The sequence below is a fragment of the Zoogloea sp. genome (genome assembly GCF_041904905.1).
Lineage (GTDB): Bacteria > Pseudomonadota > Gammaproteobacteria > Burkholderiales > Rhodocyclaceae > Zoogloea.
This window is the reverse complement of the sequence record NZ_JAYRMI010000003.1, coordinates 40,297-57,582: the sequence shown is the minus strand read 5'-3', so window position 1 is coordinate 57,582 and position 17,286 is coordinate 40,297. Positions and strand designations below refer to the sequence as shown.

Annotated in this window: 17 protein-coding genes; 9 read left to right on the top strand and 8 right to left on the bottom strand. The window is 67.8% G+C overall.

The annotated features are described in order from the left end of the window. Positions 1-116: 116 nt before the first annotated feature. Complete coding sequence (locus ACE3N6_RS01670) at positions 117-638, top strand: DUF2802 domain-containing protein (protein WP_374243419.1); 522 nt, start codon at positions 117-119, stop codon at positions 636-638. Next, complete coding sequence (locus tag ACE3N6_RS01665) at positions 635-1,471, top strand: SPOR domain-containing protein (RefSeq protein ID WP_374243418.1); 837 nt, start codon at positions 635-637, stop codon at positions 1,469-1,471. The genes ACE3N6_RS01670 and ACE3N6_RS01665 overlap by 4 nt, the downstream gene beginning before the upstream one ends. 51 nt (positions 1,472-1,522) lie before the next feature. Here ACE3N6_RS01665 and ACE3N6_RS01660 read toward each other — a convergent pair whose 3' ends face one another. The 5 genes from ACE3N6_RS01660 to ACE3N6_RS01640 all read right to left on the bottom strand — a co-directional run bounded on the left by ACE3N6_RS01660 (position 1,523) and on the right by ACE3N6_RS01640 (position 8,559). Continuing rightward, positions 1,523-1,747 (bottom strand): hypothetical protein, encoded by a 225-nt coding sequence (locus ACE3N6_RS01660; RefSeq protein ID WP_374243417.1) that lies wholly within the window; start codon positions 1,745-1,747, stop codon positions 1,523-1,525. 82 nt (positions 1,748-1,829) lie between these two features. Then, positions 1,830-4,043, bottom strand: a complete 2,214-nt coding sequence (locus ACE3N6_RS01655; RefSeq protein WP_374243416.1) for a putative bifunctional diguanylate cyclase/phosphodiesterase — start codon at positions 4,041-4,043, stop codon at positions 1,830-1,832. Positions 4,044-4,094: 51 nt separating this feature from the next. Further along, positions 4,095-6,041, bottom strand: coding sequence for an ATP-binding protein (locus ACE3N6_RS01650; protein ID WP_374243415.1), 1,947 nt, complete (start codon positions 6,039-6,041; stop codon positions 4,095-4,097). Positions 6,042-6,369: 328 nt separating this feature from the next. Continuing rightward, positions 6,370-7,509 carry an EAL and HDOD domain-containing protein gene (locus ACE3N6_RS01645; protein ID WP_374243414.1) on the bottom strand — a complete coding sequence of 380 codons (1,140 nt, stop codon included), beginning with the start codon at positions 7,507-7,509 and terminating at the stop codon, positions 6,370-6,372. Between the two features lie 21 nt (positions 7,510-7,530). Further along, positions 7,531-8,559, bottom strand: coding sequence for a CDP-6-deoxy-delta-3,4-glucoseen reductase (locus tag ACE3N6_RS01640; protein WP_374243413.1), 1,029 nt, complete (start codon positions 8,557-8,559; stop codon positions 7,531-7,533). 42 nt (positions 8,560-8,601) lie between these two features. Here ACE3N6_RS01640 and ACE3N6_RS01635 point away from each other — a divergent pair, with 42 nt between their 5' ends. The 3 genes from ACE3N6_RS01635 to ACE3N6_RS01625 are packed head-to-tail and all read left to right on the top strand — an operon-like array spanning position 8,602 to position 11,116. Beyond that, the gene (locus tag ACE3N6_RS01635) at positions 8,602-9,483 is read left to right on the top strand and encodes an NAD(P)H-binding protein (protein ID WP_374243412.1); all 882 of its coding nucleotides are present in this window, start codon (positions 8,602-8,604) and stop codon (positions 9,481-9,483) included. Between the two features lie 23 nt (positions 9,484-9,506). Beyond that, positions 9,507-9,923, top strand: a complete 417-nt coding sequence (locus tag ACE3N6_RS01630; protein ID WP_374243411.1) for a CopD family protein — start codon at positions 9,507-9,509, stop codon at positions 9,921-9,923. Between the two features lie 26 nt (positions 9,924-9,949). Beyond that, positions 9,950-11,116 carry a class I SAM-dependent RNA methyltransferase gene (locus tag ACE3N6_RS01625; RefSeq protein WP_374243487.1) on the top strand — a complete coding sequence of 389 codons (1,167 nt, stop codon included), beginning with the start codon at positions 9,950-9,952 and terminating at the stop codon, positions 11,114-11,116. Positions 11,117-11,208: 92 nt separating this feature from the next. On the opposite strand, the gene ACE3N6_RS01620 is transcribed toward ACE3N6_RS01625, so the two are convergent. Both ACE3N6_RS01620 and ACE3N6_RS01615 read right to left on the bottom strand, forming a co-directional pair. After that, positions 11,209-12,342: a PilT/PilU family type 4a pilus ATPase gene (locus ACE3N6_RS01620; protein ID WP_374243410.1), complete on the bottom strand. Its 1,134-nt coding sequence runs from the start codon at positions 12,340-12,342 to the stop codon at positions 11,209-11,211. A gap of 57 nt (positions 12,343-12,399) precedes the next feature. Beyond that, a complete protein-coding gene (locus tag ACE3N6_RS01615; RefSeq protein WP_374243409.1) occupies positions 12,400-13,443 on the bottom strand; it encodes a type IV pilus twitching motility protein PilT in 1,044 nt (347 codons plus the stop codon). 132 nt (positions 13,444-13,575) lie between these two features. On the opposite strand from ACE3N6_RS01615, the gene ACE3N6_RS01610 reads away from it, so the two are divergent. From ACE3N6_RS01610 to ACE3N6_RS01595, 4 genes are all read left to right on the top strand, one after another. Next, positions 13,576-14,268 carry a YggS family pyridoxal phosphate-dependent enzyme gene (locus tag ACE3N6_RS01610; protein ID WP_374243408.1) on the top strand — a complete coding sequence of 231 codons (693 nt, stop codon included), beginning with the start codon at positions 13,576-13,578 and terminating at the stop codon, positions 14,266-14,268. Between the two features lie 64 nt (positions 14,269-14,332). Beyond that, positions 14,333-15,145, top strand: a complete 813-nt coding sequence (gene proC, locus ACE3N6_RS01605) for a pyrroline-5-carboxylate reductase (protein WP_374243407.1) — start codon at positions 14,333-14,335, stop codon at positions 15,143-15,145. 13 nt (positions 15,146-15,158) lie between these two features. Further along, positions 15,159-15,731 (top strand): YggT family protein, encoded by a 573-nt coding sequence (locus ACE3N6_RS01600; protein ID WP_374243406.1) that lies wholly within the window; start codon positions 15,159-15,161, stop codon positions 15,729-15,731. Positions 15,732-15,734: 3 nt separating this feature from the next. After that, positions 15,735-16,025, top strand: coding sequence for a DUF167 domain-containing protein (locus tag ACE3N6_RS01595; protein ID WP_374243405.1), 291 nt, complete (start codon positions 15,735-15,737; stop codon positions 16,023-16,025). Positions 16,026-16,132: 107 nt separating this feature from the next. Here the strand turns inward: ACE3N6_RS01595 and ACE3N6_RS01590 are convergent, their stop codons facing one another. Beyond that, on the bottom strand, positions 16,133-17,041 hold the full coding sequence (locus ACE3N6_RS01590; RefSeq protein WP_374243404.1) for a PEP-CTERM sorting domain-containing protein: 909 nt from the start codon (positions 17,039-17,041) through the stop codon (positions 16,133-16,135). Between the last annotated feature and the right edge of the window lie 245 nt (positions 17,042-17,286).

The window sequence follows — 17,286 nt, the reverse complement described above, 5'->3', positions numbered from 1 at the left end:
ACGGCTATTATCGCAGCGTCAAATTCAGTCCTAAATGCGCCAGTTTCCGGGGGAACGATCATCGTCAGCACAAGGTTTAAGTCGAAGGGCAGCGCCGCAGCCGGGGAGCCGGCGCGATGATCGATGTAGGCTTGCGGGAGGGCGTCTGGGCGCTGGTCGCCGTGCTCTCCATCTATCTGGCGGTGATCCTCTTCCGCTTGGCCCTCCCGGGCCGGGCGGGCAGGGCCGCCGAGGGCGAAGCCCGGTCGCCCCAGACGGTGGTGGCCGATGCGCCGGCCGATCCGGCCCCCGCCCAGGTGGCGCCGCCCGACCCGCTGGCGGTCCCCCAGGAAACCCTCAACGAGATCGAGATCCAGCAGCTGCGTCGGGATGTGGCCCAGCTGCGCACCGAGCAGGATTTCCTGCGCAGCGAGCTGGTGGCCCTGCGCCTCGACATGAACGAGCTGCAGGCGGCCCACGATCGGGCGCTGGCCCAGCCGCAGCCCCAGTATGTGCGTCCGGAATCGCCGCAGCACTCCGAGGCGATGCTGCTGGCCGGACGAGGGATTCCCGCGGCGCAGATCGCGGAGCACTGCGGAATTTCAGTGGCGGAGGCCGAGCTGGTGTGCGCGCTGGCGCGGGCGGAGGGGGGAGCATGACGGACAGGCCGGATGTGCCGGAGCTGGACGGGGACGACGATCCCCGCCGGCAGTTGTGGGTGCGTGCGGGCGTGGCGGGGGGCTTGATCGCCGTCCTGCTGGGGGGGCTCGCCGTTTTCGATCATCTGTCCCGCCCGCCTCAGCCGGAGGCGGTGGTGGTGCCGACCAAACCCATCGCGCCGGCCCAGGTGACCGCGCCCGAGCCAGCCCGCGATGCGGCGCCGGACGTGGTGCGCGCGGCGGTGCCGGCTGAGCCTGCGCCCCCGCCGCCGGTCGAGGGGAGCGCGACGCCGCCGCCTTTGCCCTCCGGCGATAAGGGCGACAGGGGCGACAGGGGCGACCGGCTCGAACGCGCCCGCAAGCCGGTCGAGGAGACGCGTCCGGTGCTGCGCGCGGGCGGTCAGGCCGCCGTTGCGACGGCGCCCGCCGAGCCGGCCCGCAGGCATGAGGCCGCGACGTCGGCGCCTGCTGCCGGCGCTGTGCCTCAGGCCGTACCGCCCCGCGCGGTGGCCACACCGACGGTCTCTGCGCCGGCCGCGACGGTGGCGCCTGCGCCTGCGCCCGCTCCGGCGGTGGCGACGGTGCCCGCCGCGCCCAGGGCGCCGGCTGCGGGTGAAGGCCAGAGCGCTTACGCGGTTCAGGTGGGGGTGTTCGGCACCCCGGCCCAGGCCGAGGCGCTGCGCGCCCGGCTGTCGGCCGAGGGCATCCCGGCGCAGCTGGAAACCCGGGTGGTGGTGGGGCCGTTCAATGACCGCCGGGACGCGGTGGCGGCCCAGGCCCGGTTGAAGGACAAGGGCTTTTCGGCCGGCGAGCTGATCCCTTTCCGGCGCTGAGACCGGCGCCCTGTTTTTTTCGCGGCGGCCCCTGTGGCCGCCGCGTTGCGTTTACTGCGGCGGCTGGCCGCTGACGATGGCCAGCGCGTGGCCGGTGCGGCAGTGCAGGGCGAGCTGGCGCTCGGTGCCGGGGCGGGCGGCCCAGAGCGCGGCGGCGTCGCCCAGGGTGCGGGCGATCTCGTAGCCGCGCTGCTTGAGCCAGGCGGGGTCGAGATGTTCGGCGACGAGGCGGGGGGCTTCGGGCTGGCGGGGTGAGGCCAGGAGGAGACGGTACATTCCCATGACGAGATCCTCAGTGGGTTCGACGATGGGGCAAATCTAGCGGGGAAGTGTGACGGTTTGAGGTGCCCGGCGTGGCTCAGGCGAGGGGCGGGGTGGCCACCTGGCCCGGGTTGAGGCGGGAGGGGCGGAAATCCCGCAGCAGGCGGGTGGCGGCTTCGGCGTCCACCGGCCGGGAGAAGTAGAAGCCCTGCATCTCGTCGCAGCCCATGCTGTCGAGGGTGGTCATCTGTTCGCCGCGCTCGACGCCTTCGGCGGCCAGCCGGATGTCGAAGCCCTGGGCGATGCCGGCGATGGCGCTGATGATGGGGTGGTTGCCGTGGCCGTTCATGTCCCGCACGAAGCTGCGGTCGATCTTGAGGCGGGTGACGCCGTAGCGCTGCAGGCTGACCAGGGACGAGTAGCCGGTGCCGAAGTCGTGGATCGAGACGCCGACGCCCAGCTCCCGGAGGTTCTGCAGGCGCGGGGCGACCCGCTCGGTGTTCTCGAGGAGCAGGCTCTCGGCGATCTCGAGTTCCAGGCTGCCGGCGGCCAGCCCGTTGCGCGACAGGGTGCGGGAGATGGTGTCGGAGAGGTCGGACTGGTCGAAATCCCGCGACGAGAGGTTGGCGGTGAGGCGTAGATCCGGGAACTGGCGGCGCCACACGGCGAGCTGGGCGCAGCCGGTCTCGAGCACCCAGCGGCTGATCTCGTGGATGATCCCGGCTTCTTCGGCGAAGTGGATGAAGCGCGATGGCGAGACGATGCCGTGGGACGGGTGGCGCCAGCGCACCAGCGCCTCCATGCCGGTGATGCGGTCCTGGGAGAGGCTGACCAGCGGCTGGTAGTGCAGCTCGAACTCGTTGCGGCTGATGGCCTGGCGCAATTCCTTTTCGAGGGACACCCGCGTGCGGTAGCTGGCGTGCATGTCCGGCGAAAAGAAACTGTAGGCGTTGCGGCCGTCGCCCTTGACCTGATGCATCGCCACGCTGGCGTGCTGGACCAGATCCTCGGCGGTGTCGCCGTCTTCGGGGTGCAGGGCGATGCCCATGCTGAGGGTGATGGTGACCTCGCCCTCGCTGAGGGGGAAGGGCTTGCGGAAGGCGAGCAGCACCTTCTCGGCGATGGCGCGGGCGTCTTCCTGGTCGTTGATGTCGGGCAGCAGCACCACGAACTCGTCGCTGCGGTGGCGGGTGAGGGTGTCGCCCCGGCGAAGGCACTGCTTGAGGCGCAGGGCCACCGAGCGGAGCAGGGCGTCGCCTTCGCCCTGGCCGTGGCTCTCGTTGACCTGCTTGAAGCGGTCCATGTCGATGAACATGACCGCGATGAGCCCCTTGCGCCGCTTGGCCTGGGTGATGGCCAGGTTGAGGCGGTCCTGGAACAGCTCGTTGTTGGGGAGCTGGGTGAGGGGGTCGTGGTAGGTCTGGTAGCGCGGGGTGGCCTCGATGGTGCGCAGCGCGGGCAGGCTGCGGGCCGCGCCGTAGGTGCCGGCGTAGTGGGACGGCGAGCGCGATTCGACGCTGTTGTAGATGCCCATCGCGTTGAGCACGACGGCCACCGGGCCGGTGTCGTCGCCGTCGGCCCCGTAGGGATTGCGGGCCAGACGCAGCTCGATGTTGATCGTGGCGCGGGGGCCGGTCCGCCGCTCGTTGAAGGTGAAGCGCGCCCTTTCCAGATCCTCGGGGTGGACGATCTCGGAGAAGTGCTTGCCGATCAGCGCGTTCCGGGAGTGGCCGAGCAGCGATTCGATGCGCAGGTTGAGGTAGTTGAAGCGGCCTTCGGCGTCGAGGGTGTAGATCAGGTCGAGGGAGTTTTCGACCAGATAGCGGTGCATCTGCTCGGATGACTGGAGCCGCTGCTGGTTGAGCCGCTGGGTGCGCTCGGACTGCCGCTTGAGGAGGGCGCCCGCCACCGCACGGCGGATCTGGTCGGCGCCGTAGGGCTTGATGAGGAAGTCGTCGGCGCCGCGGCGCAGGGCGCCGATGGCGGCTTCCATGGATTGCTCGCCGCTGATCATGATGACCGACTCGCGGCGGTCGTTGCTGAGCAGCCAGTCCATCACCGCCAGACCGGAGGCATCGGGCAGGCGGAAGTCGAGGATCAGCAGGTCGTAGGAGCGGGTGTTGAGACGTGCGAGGGTCTCGGCGACGGAGCCGCAGTCTTCGATCAGCCGGTCGTTGCCCTGGAGGAGGGCGCCCACCGACCGCCGAAGGGACGGTTCATCGTCGACGACAAGGATTCGGGTGAGAGACTCGGCCGGCGTCCGCCGGTTTGCCTCTGTCGGGAAGGAAGTTCCTTCCCAGGGGATGACCATTGTGACTCCCGGGCATGGCTCTTCTAATTGGCGCGGCAATGATGCATCAAGTCAGTGGGTTGCCGCCAGTGGCATGAAGATCTGGAACACTGTGCCGGAGCCCGGCTGGCTGCGGCACAGGATGGTGCCGCCGACCGCCGCGACCAGCTCGCGGACCAGCGGCAGGCCGACGCCGCCGCCCGGCTTGTCGCTGTTGCGGGCGCCGGGGTTGAACAGGGTCTCGATGCGCTCGGGGGCGAGGCCCGGGCCGTTGTCGACGATCCGGATCTCCATGCACTGGCTGCCGTTGGCGTTGATGCCGGCGACGGCCGACACGGTGAGCTTGCCCCCTTCGGGGATGGCCTCGGCGGCGTTCTTGAAGAGGTTGAGGAACACCTGCTTGAGGGCGTCCGGCGGAATGGCGGCGGCGGGCAGGTTGGGGGAGGTGCGCAGCTCGAAGCTGATCCCCTTGCGGGCAAACAGGGCCTCGCCGTAGAGGGCCCGCAGATCGTGCAGGATCTCGGCAACGCCGCTGTGGGCCGGGCCGGATGGGGTCATCGAGGTGAAATCGCTGGCCTTGCGCACCAGCGAGCCGACCCGGTCAAGCTCCTCGCTGAGGAGACCGAGTTGCTCTTTGAGGGTGGGGTCTTCGACCCGCTCGTCAATCAGGCCCAGGTAGGTCTTGATGACGGTGAGGGGGTTGCTGGCCTCGTGGGCGATGCGGCGGGCGTGCTCCACGTAGCGGCGGGCGATGCTGTCTTCCAGGTCGAGGCGCATCTGCTCTTCGGCGCGACGTTCGGAGATGCGGCTGGTGGCGGCCTCGGTGACCGAGCGGCGCAGGGCGGGCTCGATGCCGGTGCCCGGCACTTCGGCGCCGGCGCAGGGGAAGACGGCGACGCCGGCCTCGTGGGCGTTCTGCCAGGGCACGCAGAGCAGGCCGTCGCTGTCGAGCCAGCGGGCCAGCTGCCAGTCGGCGGCGCACCGGCCGGGCGGGCGCGGGCCGCTCTGGTAGCGGGATTCGGCGCCGTTGCGGAAGGCCTCGGCGACGGCGCTGTGGGGGTCGCGGGCGGAGATGCGGATCTGGTCGAGGCCCGGGTGGGTGATCGTCGGTGCGCCCACCAGATCGTTGTCGGTTTCGGCCTTGACGAAGAGCACCGGGGCGTCCAGGCCCAGGAGCAGGCGGGTGGCCACGTCGAAGCTCTGACGCGCCGTGGCGGCGTCGATGAAGGCGCTGCGGGCGAAGGCGGTGAGCGCGGTGCGGGCGATGCCGCCATCGACGCTCTCGCGCTCGGCGTCGGCGCTGGGGGCCGCCCAGGGGAGGGTGAGCATGGTGGGCTCGACGACGATGTCGAGGGGACGCACCATCTCCTGCATGCCACGGGTGGTGTCGGCGAGCAGGCTGACCAGCACGTTGCCGTCGATCTTGGTGAGGCGGCTGGCGCCTTCCAGGCTGGCGGCCGACTGGCTGCCCCGGTAGCTGGCCAGCTCTTCGGCGGCGGCGATCACCCGGACCAGCGGGTGGGCGGTGTCGACGGCCTCCGGCTCGGCCTGGTGCAGGGCGATGGCATCCACGATGCCCAGCGGAAAGCCGCAGCGGGCCGCCAGATCGGCCGAAATCTCGGCGTGGTCGAGGCCGTAGCGCTCCCACTCGGCGGCGGACAGGCTGCGCTCGTCGATGGCGTCGGCGAGCACGCGGCCGTAGTGCTCGCCGTACTCGTTGAGCCACAGCAGGCCGATGTCGTGCAGCAGGCCGGCGGAGCGGGCTTCGTCGGGGTGGGGGTAGCCCATCTCGCGGGCCAGATTGACCGCCAGCTCGGCAACGAACAGGCTGTGCAGCGTGTGGTGCCGGTGGGCGCGGGGCGAGATCCGGTGCTGCGGCTGCTGGATCATGTGGCGCAGCGACCACGCCTGGAGCAGGCCCGCGTCAATCCGCTCGAGGCGCTCGATGAGCACATCGAGCAGGGCAATAGAAAGATCGCTCTTGCTCAGCGGTGCTGTCAAAAGCAACTCGAAAACCATCACCGGATCGAGGATAATGACGCGAGCAATATCGTGCCGGGATGCATCGCCAGCCGAAAGTATCCGCAGCAGCGCAGACGCGGTTTCCCGGAGCGCAGGCAGACGCGATGTCGGTGCTGCTAGGGGACGTCGCATTTTGGATATTCGGGTGGTTGGCATGAATGAAGCACGTATTTCACAGATTTAGTGCTTTGGATTCTAACCGTACCCTCCCGGCTCTCGCCTGTGACTTATGCTCGCCCACACCGGGGCACGCGCAACCGAGCGTGACCCAGTTCGCGCCGTTATGAAGAGTTTGCGCACCGCCCCGCCTTTGGCCGCGCGGGATTCAGCCGAACTGCAGGCTGTCTGCGAAGGAGAGCGCTTCAAGGTGTGCCCGGTTGATGTGCTCCGGCGTGATGTGAAGGTCATCGGCGAGGGCGGCCAGATGCTTGTCGTCGAAGCTCTCCAGCGCCCGCGCAAGTTTGAGGAAAGGTGCATAAACGCCATCTCCGCCCAGCAGGGCGTCGCAGATCGGCGCGGGAAGATTCATCTCCTCGAGCGCCGATTGAAGGCTGGCACCCAGCAGCAGGTGAAGCATCGAGAAGGCGCCGGTGATGAACAGGTTGTCCAGCTCGGACTTCTCGAAAAAGGCTGCGCCGATCTGCTCCATGAAGCGTCCACGGGCGATCGCGGTCTGCATCAGGGCCGGGGCGGAGGGGTCGCGGCTGGCGGAAATCAGCAGCACCGAGAGCCACTTGTGGAGCTTGTCGTAGCCCAGGATCGACACCGCGTGGCGGAAGGATTGAATCTCGCACATCAACCCGAAACCGGCAGAATTGATGTAACGCAACAATTTGTATGACAGCGCCACGTCCTGCTTCAGGACATTTTCGATTTCCTTGACTTCGGCATTTTTTCGCACCAGATTGAGCAGCCGGACGATCTGGGCGTGGGAGGGCGCGAGCTTGCCGTCGGTCTTCACGCCGTGCAGGAAGAACCAGCCCGAGGCGCCGTCGAAGCCACCCACGATGGCGTTACGGAACTCCGGCACGTCCTGCAGGCCCCAGGCGATTGCCAGGCCCGGCGGGGCGAGCGGCACGGGCTGCCGTTTGGCGTCGATGATGACGAAGCGCCACGGGACGTCCGGCGGGACGACGGTGTCGGGCTGATACCAGGTGAGGTTGAGGCTGATGCCGGCGGCCTTGAGCCGAGGGATCAGCGCCAGCGTGAGGGGGTGGGCGATCGCCTGGGTGGGGATCTCCACCATCGCGTTGGGCGGCGCGCGCCAGACGAGCAGGTCGGGGGTGGGGACCAGCCGGTAGAGGCTCACGAAGACCGGGTGGGTGGCGGGCCACACGTCGGCCAGATTCGACAGGGTTTCCACTGCCTGCCCGACGGAGGACGCATGGACGATCAGCCGGTTGGCGGTGATCTTGTACTGCTTGTTGATTACGGGTTCTCGGGTAATCAGTACGGCGTTGCTCATGGGCGGGGTTCCGGTGCCGGCTCAGCCAGCCTTGGCGTCGTTCGAGAAGCTGAAGGCGTCGGCGTGGAAGGCGTCGGCGGGCAGGCCGCACTGGCGGACGAGATCGGCGCGGGCCGAGTCGATCATCGCCGGCGAGCCGCAGGCATAGACTTCGTGGCCCGAGAGGTCGGGCAGATCGGCCATGAGGGCGGCGTGGGCCAGGCCGGTGCGGCCGGTCCAGCCTTCGTCGGTCGGGCTGTCGGACAGCACCGGCACGAACCGGAAGCCCGGGAGCCGCGCTTCCCAGCCCTTCGCCACGTCGTACTGATACAGCCCGGCGCGGTTGCGGCTGCCCCAGTAGAGCGTCATCGGGCGCTGGATGCCGGCGGCGATGGCGTGTTCGACGATGCTCTTGATCGGTGCGAAGCCGGTTCCGCCGGCCAGCAGCACCACCGGGCGCTTGGAGCTTTCGTCGAGCCGGAAGCCGCCCAGCGGGCCCTCGAAGCGCAGGATGTCCTTCTCCTTGAGCTTGTCGAAGACGTGGGTGGTGAACAGGCCGCCGGGCACGTGGCGGATGTGCAGTTCGAGGAAGTCGGCGCCGGTGGGGGCGTTGGCGATGGAGAAGCTGCGGCGCTTGCCGTCGGCGAGCAGGAAGTCGATGTACTGGCCGGCGACGAACTGGAATTTCTCGGTCGCCGGCAGGCGGATCTCGAGGACGATCACGTCGTCGGCGGCGCGCACGAGCTTCTGCACCCGGCAGGGCAGCTTCTTGACCTGGATTTCGCCGGCCCGGCTTACCTGACGCACTTCGACGACGAGGTCGGAGCGGGGGCTGGCGCAGCACAGCAGGGCCATGCCGGCATCGCGCTCGGCCTGGGTAAGGGTGCTGTCGCCGAAGCGGCCCAGATCCACCTCGCCGGAGAGCACCTTGCTCTTGCACACGCCGCAGGCGCCGTCACGACAGCTGTAGGGGAGCAGCAGGCCGGCGGACAGGGCTGCCTCGAGAACGGTTTCGTCGGCAGACGCTGGGAAGTCGAGTCCGCTGGGCTGGAGGGTGACCTGGAACGACATGATGAGTGGCCGTGAGATAATCGTTAAATGAAACGTCGAAAAATGAAGCAAGTCCTGATCGTCGGCAGCGGCGACGTGGCGCGCCGGATCATCCCCTGGTTGTGCCGCCGCTTCCGTGTCTGCGCGGTGGTCCGCCGCCCGGAAGAGCGTGCGGCCCTGAGGGCGCTCGGTGCCAGCACCGTGCTCGCCGACCTCGACAGGCCGGAAAGCCTGGGCCGTCTGGCGGGTATTGCCGACTACATCCTGCACTGTGCGCCGCCGCCCAATTTGGGTTGCGATGATCTGCGTACACGCCGTCTTCTCGCCGCGCTGGCGCATCGCGCGAGTCTACCACGACGGCTCATCTACATAAGTACAACGGGGGTGTACGGCGACTGCGCCGGCGATTGGCTGGACGAAACCCGGGCGCCGCGTCCGGCCTCGGGCCGGGCGGTGCGGCGCGTTGCAGCCGAACGCCACCTGAGGCGCTTCGGCCAGCGCAGCGGGTGCCGGGTCAGCCTGCTCCGGGCGCCCGGTATTTACGACGGGGGCGACCGCCTGCCGGTGGCGCGTCTCGAAAAGGGCGACCCGGTGCTGACGCCCGCGGACGACGTGTTCACCAACCATATCCACGCCGACGACCTGGCCCGCCTGCTGGGGTTGGCGCTGTTCCGCGGGCGGCCCGGCCGGGCCTACAACGCGTCGGACGACAGCTGCCTGCAGATGGGCGAGTACTTCGATCTGGTGGCCGACGCGCTTGGCCTGCCGCGCCCGCCGCGGCTGCCCCGGGCCGAGCTGGTCGGGCGGCTGTCGCCGCTCACCCTGTCGTTCATGTCCGAATCGCGGCGCCTCAAGAACGACCGCATCAAGCGGGAACTGCGCGCCCGCCTGATGTATCCCACCGTGGCCGACGCGTTGCGTGCGCGTCGTCTGGCGGTTTCCTGATTTCCTACCTTCGAGCCTGAATCATGCTTTTTCTGAGTATCAAAGCCCTGCACATCATCTTCGTCACCAGCTGGTTTGCCGGCCTGTTCTACCTGCCGCGGCTGTTCGTGAATCACGCCATGGCCACCGACAAGGCCACGCTGGATCGCCTCGCGCTGATGGAGAACAAGCTCTACCGCTTCATGACGCCGTTGGGCATCCTCGCCGTGGCGCTGGGCATGTGGCTGTGGTTTGGCTTCGGCTTTACCGGCGGCTGGCTGCACGTCAAGACGACGCTGGTCACCTTCCTGATCGTCTATCACCTGTATTGCGGCCGGCTGATGCGGGCCTTTGCCGAAGGGCGCAACACCCGCAGCCACGTGTGGTACCGCTTCTTCAACGAGGTGCCGGTGCTGGTGCTGTTCGCCTGCGTCTTCCTCGTCGTGCTGAAGCCCTTCTGATCGACCGAACCTGATTTCCGAACCGGATTGCTGCCTTGAACTTCTTTGCCCCTTGCCCCCGCGGCCTCGAGCCGCTTCTTGCCGATGAACTCCGTGCCATCGGCGCCACCGATCCGAAGGCCGTGCCCGGCGGCGTGCAGTTTTCCGGCGACTGGGCGCTGTGCTATCGCGCCAACCTGGAAAGCCGGATCGCCACCCGCGTGCTGTGGCAGGTCTCGATGGGCCGCTACCGCAACGAGGACGACATTTACCGCATCGCCTACGCGCCCACCTGGGCCAAGTGGTTCACGCCGGACGAGACGATCCGGGTGTTCGTCACCGCCCACAAGTCGCCGCTGCGCAGCCTGGAGTTTGCGACGCTGAAGATCAAGGACGCGGTGTGCGACCACTTCCGCACCATTGTCGGCCGTCGGCCGGATGTGAACACCCAGGCGCCGGACATCCGCGTGCATGCCTTCCTGTCGGCCGATACGGTGACGCTGTATCTCGATACCTCGGGCGAGCCGCTCTACAAGCGCGGCTTCAAGTCGGCGGCGGTCGAGGCGCCGCTGAAGGAAAACCTCGCCGCCGGCATCCTGCGCCTCACCGGCTGGCAGCCCGGCGAGGAGGCGTTGTGCGACCCGATGTGCGGCAGCGGCACCTTCCTCATCGAGGCGGCCCAGATGGCCCTCGACGTGGCGCCGGGCCTGGGCCGGCATTTCGCGTTCGAGCGCTTCAAGCATTTCGAGCGGGACACCTGGCTGCCGATCCGCAAGGCGGCCGACGCCCGCCGGCAGGCGCCGCGTCCGCTGCCCATCTACGGCTCGGACATCGTCGAGGATCAGGTGCGCAAGAGCTTCGTCAATCTGCGCAGCGCCGGGCTGGAGGGCTGCGTGGAGCTGGAGCGGATGGATCTGCTCGACCGCAAGGCGCCGGCGGCGAGCGGCGTGCTGGTGGCCAACCCGCCCTACGGCGTGCGGTTGTCGGATACGTCGGAACTCGAAGCCTTCTACCCGAAGTTGGGCGACGCCCTGAAAGCCAACTGGAGCGGCTGGCGGGCGTACTTCTTCACCGGCGACCCGCTGCTGCCCAAGGGCGTGCGCCTCAAGGCCAGCAAGCGCACGCCGCTCTTCAACGGCGCCATCGAGTGCCGGCTGTTCGAATACCTGATGGTGACGGGTTCGGCTCGCAAGCCCAAGGGCGGTGAGGAGTGAGGAGTCAGGAGTGAGGTGGCCGTTATCTGCGCGTGTGCGCTGACGATCGTCAGCGCTGGCGCCTCACTCCTCTCTCATCACTCCTCACGGCATTAAACGATGTCCAGGTTCTGGATGCCGGAGAGCACGTCGCGGTCGCCGCGCTTGCTCTTGAGCTTGATCTGCAGGCGCAGGTCGTTCATCGAGTCGGCGTTGCGCAGGGCGTCCTCGTAGGTGATGAGGTTGCGCTCGTAGAGGTCGAACAGGCTCTGGTCGAAGGTCTGCATGCCCAGGTCGCTGGAGCGCTTCATCACCTCCTTGATGCCCGGGATCTCGCCCTTGAAGATCAGGTCGGAGATGAGCGGCGAGTTGAGCATGACCTCCACCGCCGGCACCCGGCCCTTGCGGTCGCACATGGGCAGGAGGCGCTGGGAGATCAGCGCCCGCAGGTTGAGCGACAGATCCATCAGCAGCTGGTGACGGCGCTCTTCGGGGAAGAAGTTGATGATCCGGTCGATGGCCTGGTTGGCGCTGTTGGCGTGCAGGGTGGCCAGGCACAGGTGACCGGTTTCGGCGAAGGCGATGGCGTAGTCCATCGTCTCCCGGTCGCGGATTTCGCCCATCAGGATCACGTCGGGCGCCTGCCGGAGGGTGTTCTTGAGGGCCGGTTCCCACGAGTCTGTGTCGATGCCCACCTCGCGTTGGGTGACGATGCAGTTCTTGTGGGCGTGCACGAACTCGATCGGGTCTTCGATCGTGATGATGTGGCCGAAGCTCTTCTCGTTGCGGTAATCCACCATCGCCGCCAGCGAGGTGGTCTTGCCGGTGCCGGTGCCGCCGACGAAGATCACCAGCCCGCGCTTGGACATGGCGATATCCTTGAGCACCGGCGGCAGGCCGAGTTCGTCGAAGTTGGGGATCTTTTGCGGGATGGTCCGCAGGATCAGGCCCACCTGGCCCTGCTGGATGAAGGCGTTGGCCCGGAAGCGGCCGATGCCCGGCGGGGAGATCGCGAAGTTGCATTCCTTGGTGGCTTCGAACTCGGCCGCCTGACGGTCGTTCATCACCACCCGCGCCAGTTCGGCGGTGTGGGTGTGGGTGAGCTGCTGGTTGGACTGCGGCACGATCTTGCCGTCGATCTTGATGGCGGGCGGAAAGTTGGCGGTGATGAAGAGGTCGGAGCCGTTCTTCTGAAGCATGAGCTTCAGCAGGTCATGCATGAACTTGAGGGCCTGATCGCGTTCCATGGTGGATTCCTGTGGCTGCCGGCAGGGGCCGGCGGGGTCGAATTCGGTAAGGCGGGGTCAGACCGGGAAGCTGTCCTTGTTAGCGGCGCGCAGGCGGGCTTCGGCGCCGGAGACGATGTTGCGGCGGACGAGATCGGCCAGGCACTGGTCGAGGGTCTGCATGCCGACGCTCTGGCCGGTCTGGATCGCCGAATACATCTGGGCGACCTTGTTCTCGCGGATCAGGTTGCGGATGGCGGGGGTGCCGATCATGATCTCGTGGGCGGCCACCCGGCCGGTGCCGTCCTTGGTCTTGAGGAGCGTCTGGGAGATTACCGCGCGCAGGGATTCGGACATCATCGCGCGCACCATGTCTTTTTCGGCGGCCGGGAAGACGTCGACGATACGGTCGATGGTCTTGGCGGCGGACGAGGTGTGCAGGGTGCCGAACACCAGGTGGCCGGTTTCGGCGGCGGTGAGGGCGAGGCGGATGGTTTCCAGATCGCGCATTTCGCCCACCAGGATCACGTCCGGGTCTTCCCGCAGCGCAGAGCGCAGGGCGGCGTTGAACGACTGGGTGTCGCGGGACACTTCCCGCTGGTTGATGAGGCAGCGCTTGGATTCGTGGACGAATTCGATCGGGTCTTCCACCGTGAGGATGTGACCGTATTCGTTCTCGTTTACGTAGTCGACCATCGCCGCGAGGGTCGTGGACTTGCCCGAGCCGGTGGGGCCGGTGACCAGCACGATGCCCCGGGGCTGGTTGGAGATGTCCTTGAAGATCTTGGGGCAGTTCAGCTCGTCGAGGGTCAGCACCTTGGAGGGAATGACCCGGAACACCGCCGCCGCGCCGCGGTTCTGGTTGAAGGCGTTGACCCGGAAGCGGGCGAGGTTGGGGATCTCGAACGAGAAGTCGGTCTCGAAGAACTCTTCGTACTGCTTGCGCTGCTGGTCGTTCATGATGTCGTACACCATGCCGTGCACGTCTTTGTGGGCCAGGGCGGGCAGGTTGATGCGCCGCACGTCGCCGTGGACCCGGATCATCGGCGGCAGACCGGCGGAGATGTGCAGGTCGGACGCCTTGTTCTTGACGGTGAATGCGAGCAGTTCGGTGATGTCCATCTTTGGAGACTCTGGGCTGGGGGAGAATGTCGGGTAGTGCCTGCGGGCAGGCCCCGGGGCCGGATTCCGGCTCAAGGGCCAATGCTATACTCAACGGCCCTTCCAGCCTGAAATTAAGCGTTGAGCAATTATATGCCAGGCCTCTCCGGCCGCCTCCAAAACCTTGTCGCGCGCATCGCCCGGGCGGCTGCCGATGCCGGTCGCAACCCCGCGGAGGTCCGTCTGCTGGCGGTCAGCAAGACCTGGCCGGCCGACGCCGTGCGCGAAGCCGCCGCCGCCGGTCAGCACGCCTTTGGCGAGAACTACGTGCAGGAAGGCGTGGCCAAGGTCGAGGCGTTGGCCGATCTGGGCCTGGAGTGGCATTTCATCGGCCCCCTGCAGAGCAACAAGACCCGGCCGGTGGCCAACAGTTTCGCCTGGGTGCATTCCATCGACCGGCTGAAGATCGCCCAGCGGCTGTCGGAGCAGCGGGACGTTTTCCTGCCGCCGCTGCAGGTGTGCATCCAGGTCAATGTGAGCGGCGAGGCCAGCAAGAGCGGTGTCTCGCTGGCCGAGCTGCCCGGGCTGGCGCGGGCGGTGGCGAGCCTGCCGCGCCTCAGGTTGCGCGGGCTGATGACGATTCCCGAACCCACGGCCGACGTGGCCCTGCAGCGTTCGCGCTTCGCGGCCTTGCGCCAGTCGATGGCGCAGCTCCGGGCCGATGGGCTCGATCTCGACACCCTGTCGATGGGCATGTCGGACGATCTCGAAGCCGCCATCGCCGAAGGTTCGACGATGGTCCGCGTTGGCACCGCGATCTTCGGGTCGCGCAATTACACAAGCTGATTCACCCGGCCCGGCCGGCACCGCCGCCGGGCATTCCTCAACCAAATCTGGTGGAACCGAGACGATGAAAATCACCTTCCTGGGCGGCGGCAACATGGCGGCGGCCCTGATCGGCGGACTGGTCAAGCAGGGCTTCGACCCCGCAGGCGTGCAGGCGGTCGAACTGACCGCAGAGGGGCGGGAGAAGCTCTCCGGCCTGTTCGGCGTGCGGGCGGTGGCGGCGCTGGATGAGCAGGCGCTGGCCTGCGACGTGCTGGTGCTGGCCGTGAAGCCGCAGCAGTTGAAGGCGGCCGTGGCGCCCATCGCCGGTCGGCTCGCCGGGCAGGTGGTGGTGAGCATCGCCGCGGGGCTGCGGCTGGCCGACATCGGCCGCTGGCTGGGCGACTACCGCAAGCTGGTGCGCGCCATGCCCAACACCCCGGCGCTGATCGGCGCGGGGATCGCCGGCCTGTACGCCGATGCGTCGGTGGATGCGGCGGGGCGTGCCGCGGCAGAGCAGGTGCTCTCCGCGGTGGGCAGCACGGTGTGGGTGCCGGACGAGGCGCAGATCGACGGGGTGACGGCGATCTCGGGCAGCGGCCCGGCCTACGTCTTCCATTTCATCGAATGCCTGCAGGCATCGGGCGAGGCCATCGGTTTCGATGCCGCCACCGCCCGCAAGCTGGCCATCGACACTGTGCTCGGCGCCGCGAAGCTGGCCGCCGGCAGCGAGGAATCCCCGGGCGTGCTGCGCGAGCGGGTCACCTCCAAGGGCGGCACCACCGAGGCGGCGCTCAAGTCCTTTGCGGCGGACGGTCTCCCGGCCATCGTCGAGCGTGCGGTGAAGGCCGCCGAAGCGCGCGGGCGTGAGCTGGGCGACCAGCTCGGTCGCGACTGACGGGAGGATGGCCATGTTCGGCAGCCTGCTCTTCACGCTCATCGACACCCTGGGGGGGCTGCTCTCCGGTGTGCTCCTGGCGCGCTTTGTGATGCAGTGGCAGCGCATCTCCTTCCGCAACCCGATCGGTCAGTTCGTGGTGGCCACCACCGACTGGCTGGTGATTCCCCTGCGCCGCTTCATTCCGGGCCTGAAGGGGCTAGATCTGGCGAGCCTGCTGCCGGCCTGGGTGGTTCAGGTGCTGGTGGTGTTCGTGGCGCTGGCGGTGCGCGGCGCCATCGAGGGGGCCGACCCCATCGGCCTGCTGGTGGCCATGTGGGGCGTCGGGCTGCTCGAGACGGTCAAGGTGGCGCTCTACCTGCTGATGGGGGTGGTGCTGATGTCGGCGATCTTCTCGTGGGTCAATCCCCACGCGCCTTTGGCGGGGGTGATCTACGCGCTGGCCGAACCCTTCCTGCGCCCCTTCCGCCGCCTCATCCCACCCATCGGCGGGGTGGATCTGAGCCCGATCGTGCTTCTGCTGCTGCTGCAGCTGGGGCAGAACGCCCTGGCGATGGGCAAGTACATGCTGCTCGGGCTGGCCTGAGGCATGGCGTGGTTCAACCGGGCGGCGGATGGCAGTCTCGTGGTGAGCCTGCACATCCAGCCCGGCGCAAAGAAGACCGAGATCGCCGGCCTTCACGGTGAAGCGCTGAAGATCCGGCTGGCGGCGCCGCCGGTCGACGGCAAGGCCAACGCGGCGCTCGTTGCCTTTCTGGCAAAGACCTGCGGCGTGCCGCGGTCGGCGGTGGCGCTGGTGAGCGGCGAGACCTCCCGCAGCAAGCGGGTGCGTCTCCAGGGCATCGATGCCGCGACGCTGGAGGCGCTGGCTGGCGATTGAGCGGAGCTGGTTTGGCGCGGGCTGGGCGACACTGCCAGCCAACAAAAACGGCACCTTGCGCGGGTGCCGTTTTTGCGTGCATGCCCGGCGATCCGGGCGACGGGCGGTCAGCCGCGACGGCGACCGAAGCGCCGCATGCCGGCCAGGCCCAGTACGCCGGTGGCGATCAGGAGGGTGGAGGCGGGTTCGGGAACGGCGCCGCCAGTGCTGCCGCCGGAGGCGATGTCGAGGGTCTCGCCGAGGGCGTAGGCGTAGGTGAAGCTCAGGCTGTTGCCGGCGCCCAGGCTGCCCAGGTCGAAGCCGATCCCGAGGACGAAATCGCCGTTGCCGCTGTTGGTGCCCGCCAGGAAGGTGGCGGGGTTCTTGGCCCAGCTGGCGCTGACGCCGGCGTTGTGGGTGCGGGTGTCGGCGGTGAAGATGCACAGGGTCTGACCCGTCTTGGCGCCGGTGGCGCAGGCCTGATCGGACGACAGCGTGGTGTTGATGGTGTCGTAGATGGTGTAGGCGTTGACGTCGGGATCCGGATCGAGGGTGCGCAGGAAGTTCAGGCGGTCGAGGGCGCCGGTGCCGTTGTTGGTCAGGGTGGTGGTGATCTCGATCACCGAGCGGCTGCCGATGGTGGTGAGGGAGTACAGGTTGCTGATGCCCAGCAGGCCGTCGTTGGAGTTGGCGGTGGCGTTGACCACCGTGGCGGAGATCTGGTCGAGCGCGAAGCTCAGGAAGTTGTTGGACGAGTGCCCGGTGTTGTTGCTCTGGTAGTTGCCGGCCGACGAGGTGATGTAGAACCCTTCGTAGGGCGTGCCCGGCGCCAGGAAGTCGTTGATGCCGTAGATGCTGAGGCCGGTGGGGTCGAACAGGATGCCCGGGGACGTCGTCTTGTTGGAGCCGAGCGTGCCGTAGTCGCTGACGCCGGCGAGGATGTAGTTGTTCTCAAGGGTGGCCGCGGCCTGGGCCGTGAGCGGCAGCGCAAGGCTGAGGAGTGCAGCGCCGATGAGCTTGGTGCGGGCGGATTGCATGGCGTCGGGTCCGGTTGGGTTGGAAAACGCCAGACGGATAGCAAGTCTTGTGCCTTATTTGTAAGTTTTTGCAAACAAACGAAAAATCCGGGGGCTTTGGCCCACGTTGCAGGCAACTGTAAAAAATTTCGACGGTATTCGTGGTGTTTGTCACGCCGGGCTGCGGAATGCCGGGCGAGGGGTGATGTCCTTCCTGGTGGTTTGGGGCGGGTTGTGGCAGGGCGGCCGGGTGGGGCGTCGGGCAA

Excerpts from the sequence above, each read along its gene's own strand:
- ACE3N6_RS01670 (WP_374243419.1), top strand. The coding sequence starts at position 117 with ATGATCGATGTAGGCTTGCGGGAGGGCGTCTGGGCGCTGGTCGCCGTG.
- ACE3N6_RS01665 (WP_374243418.1), top strand. The coding sequence starts at position 635 with ATGACGGACAGGCCGGATGTGCCGGAGCTGGACGGGGACGACGATCCC.
- ACE3N6_RS01660 (WP_374243417.1), bottom strand. The coding sequence starts at position 1,747 with ATGTACCGTCTCCTCCTGGCCTCACCCCGCCAGCCCGAAGCCCCCCGC.
- ACE3N6_RS01655 (WP_374243416.1), bottom strand. The coding sequence starts at position 4,043 with ATGGTCATCCCCTGGGAAGGAACTTCCTTCCCGACAGAGGCAAACCGG.
- ACE3N6_RS01650 (WP_374243415.1), bottom strand. The coding sequence starts at position 6,041 with ATGGTTTTCGAGTTGCTTTTGACAGCACCGCTGAGCAAGAGCGATCTT.
- ACE3N6_RS01645 (WP_374243414.1), bottom strand. The coding sequence starts at position 7,509 with ATGAGCAACGCCGTACTGATTACCCGAGAACCCGTAATCAACAAGCAG.
- ACE3N6_RS01640 (WP_374243413.1), bottom strand. The coding sequence starts at position 8,559 with ATGTCGTTCCAGGTCACCCTCCAGCCCAGCGGACTCGACTTCCCAGCG.
- ACE3N6_RS01635 (WP_374243412.1), top strand. The coding sequence starts at position 8,602 with ATGAAGCAAGTCCTGATCGTCGGCAGCGGCGACGTGGCGCGCCGGATC.
- ACE3N6_RS01630 (WP_374243411.1), top strand. The coding sequence starts at position 9,507 with ATGCTTTTTCTGAGTATCAAAGCCCTGCACATCATCTTCGTCACCAGC.
- ACE3N6_RS01620 (WP_374243410.1), bottom strand. The coding sequence starts at position 12,342 with ATGGAACGCGATCAGGCCCTCAAGTTCATGCATGACCTGCTGAAGCTC.
- ACE3N6_RS01615 (WP_374243409.1), bottom strand. The coding sequence starts at position 13,443 with ATGGACATCACCGAACTGCTCGCATTCACCGTCAAGAACAAGGCGTCC.
- ACE3N6_RS01610 (WP_374243408.1), top strand. The coding sequence starts at position 13,576 with ATGCCAGGCCTCTCCGGCCGCCTCCAAAACCTTGTCGCGCGCATCGCC.
- proC (WP_374243407.1), top strand. The coding sequence starts at position 14,333 with ATGAAAATCACCTTCCTGGGCGGCGGCAACATGGCGGCGGCCCTGATC.
- ACE3N6_RS01600 (WP_374243406.1), top strand. The coding sequence starts at position 15,159 with ATGTTCGGCAGCCTGCTCTTCACGCTCATCGACACCCTGGGGGGGCTG.
- ACE3N6_RS01595 (WP_374243405.1), top strand. The coding sequence starts at position 15,735 with ATGGCGTGGTTCAACCGGGCGGCGGATGGCAGTCTCGTGGTGAGCCTG.
- ACE3N6_RS01590 (WP_374243404.1), bottom strand. The coding sequence starts at position 17,041 with ATGCAATCCGCCCGCACCAAGCTCATCGGCGCTGCACTCCTCAGCCTT.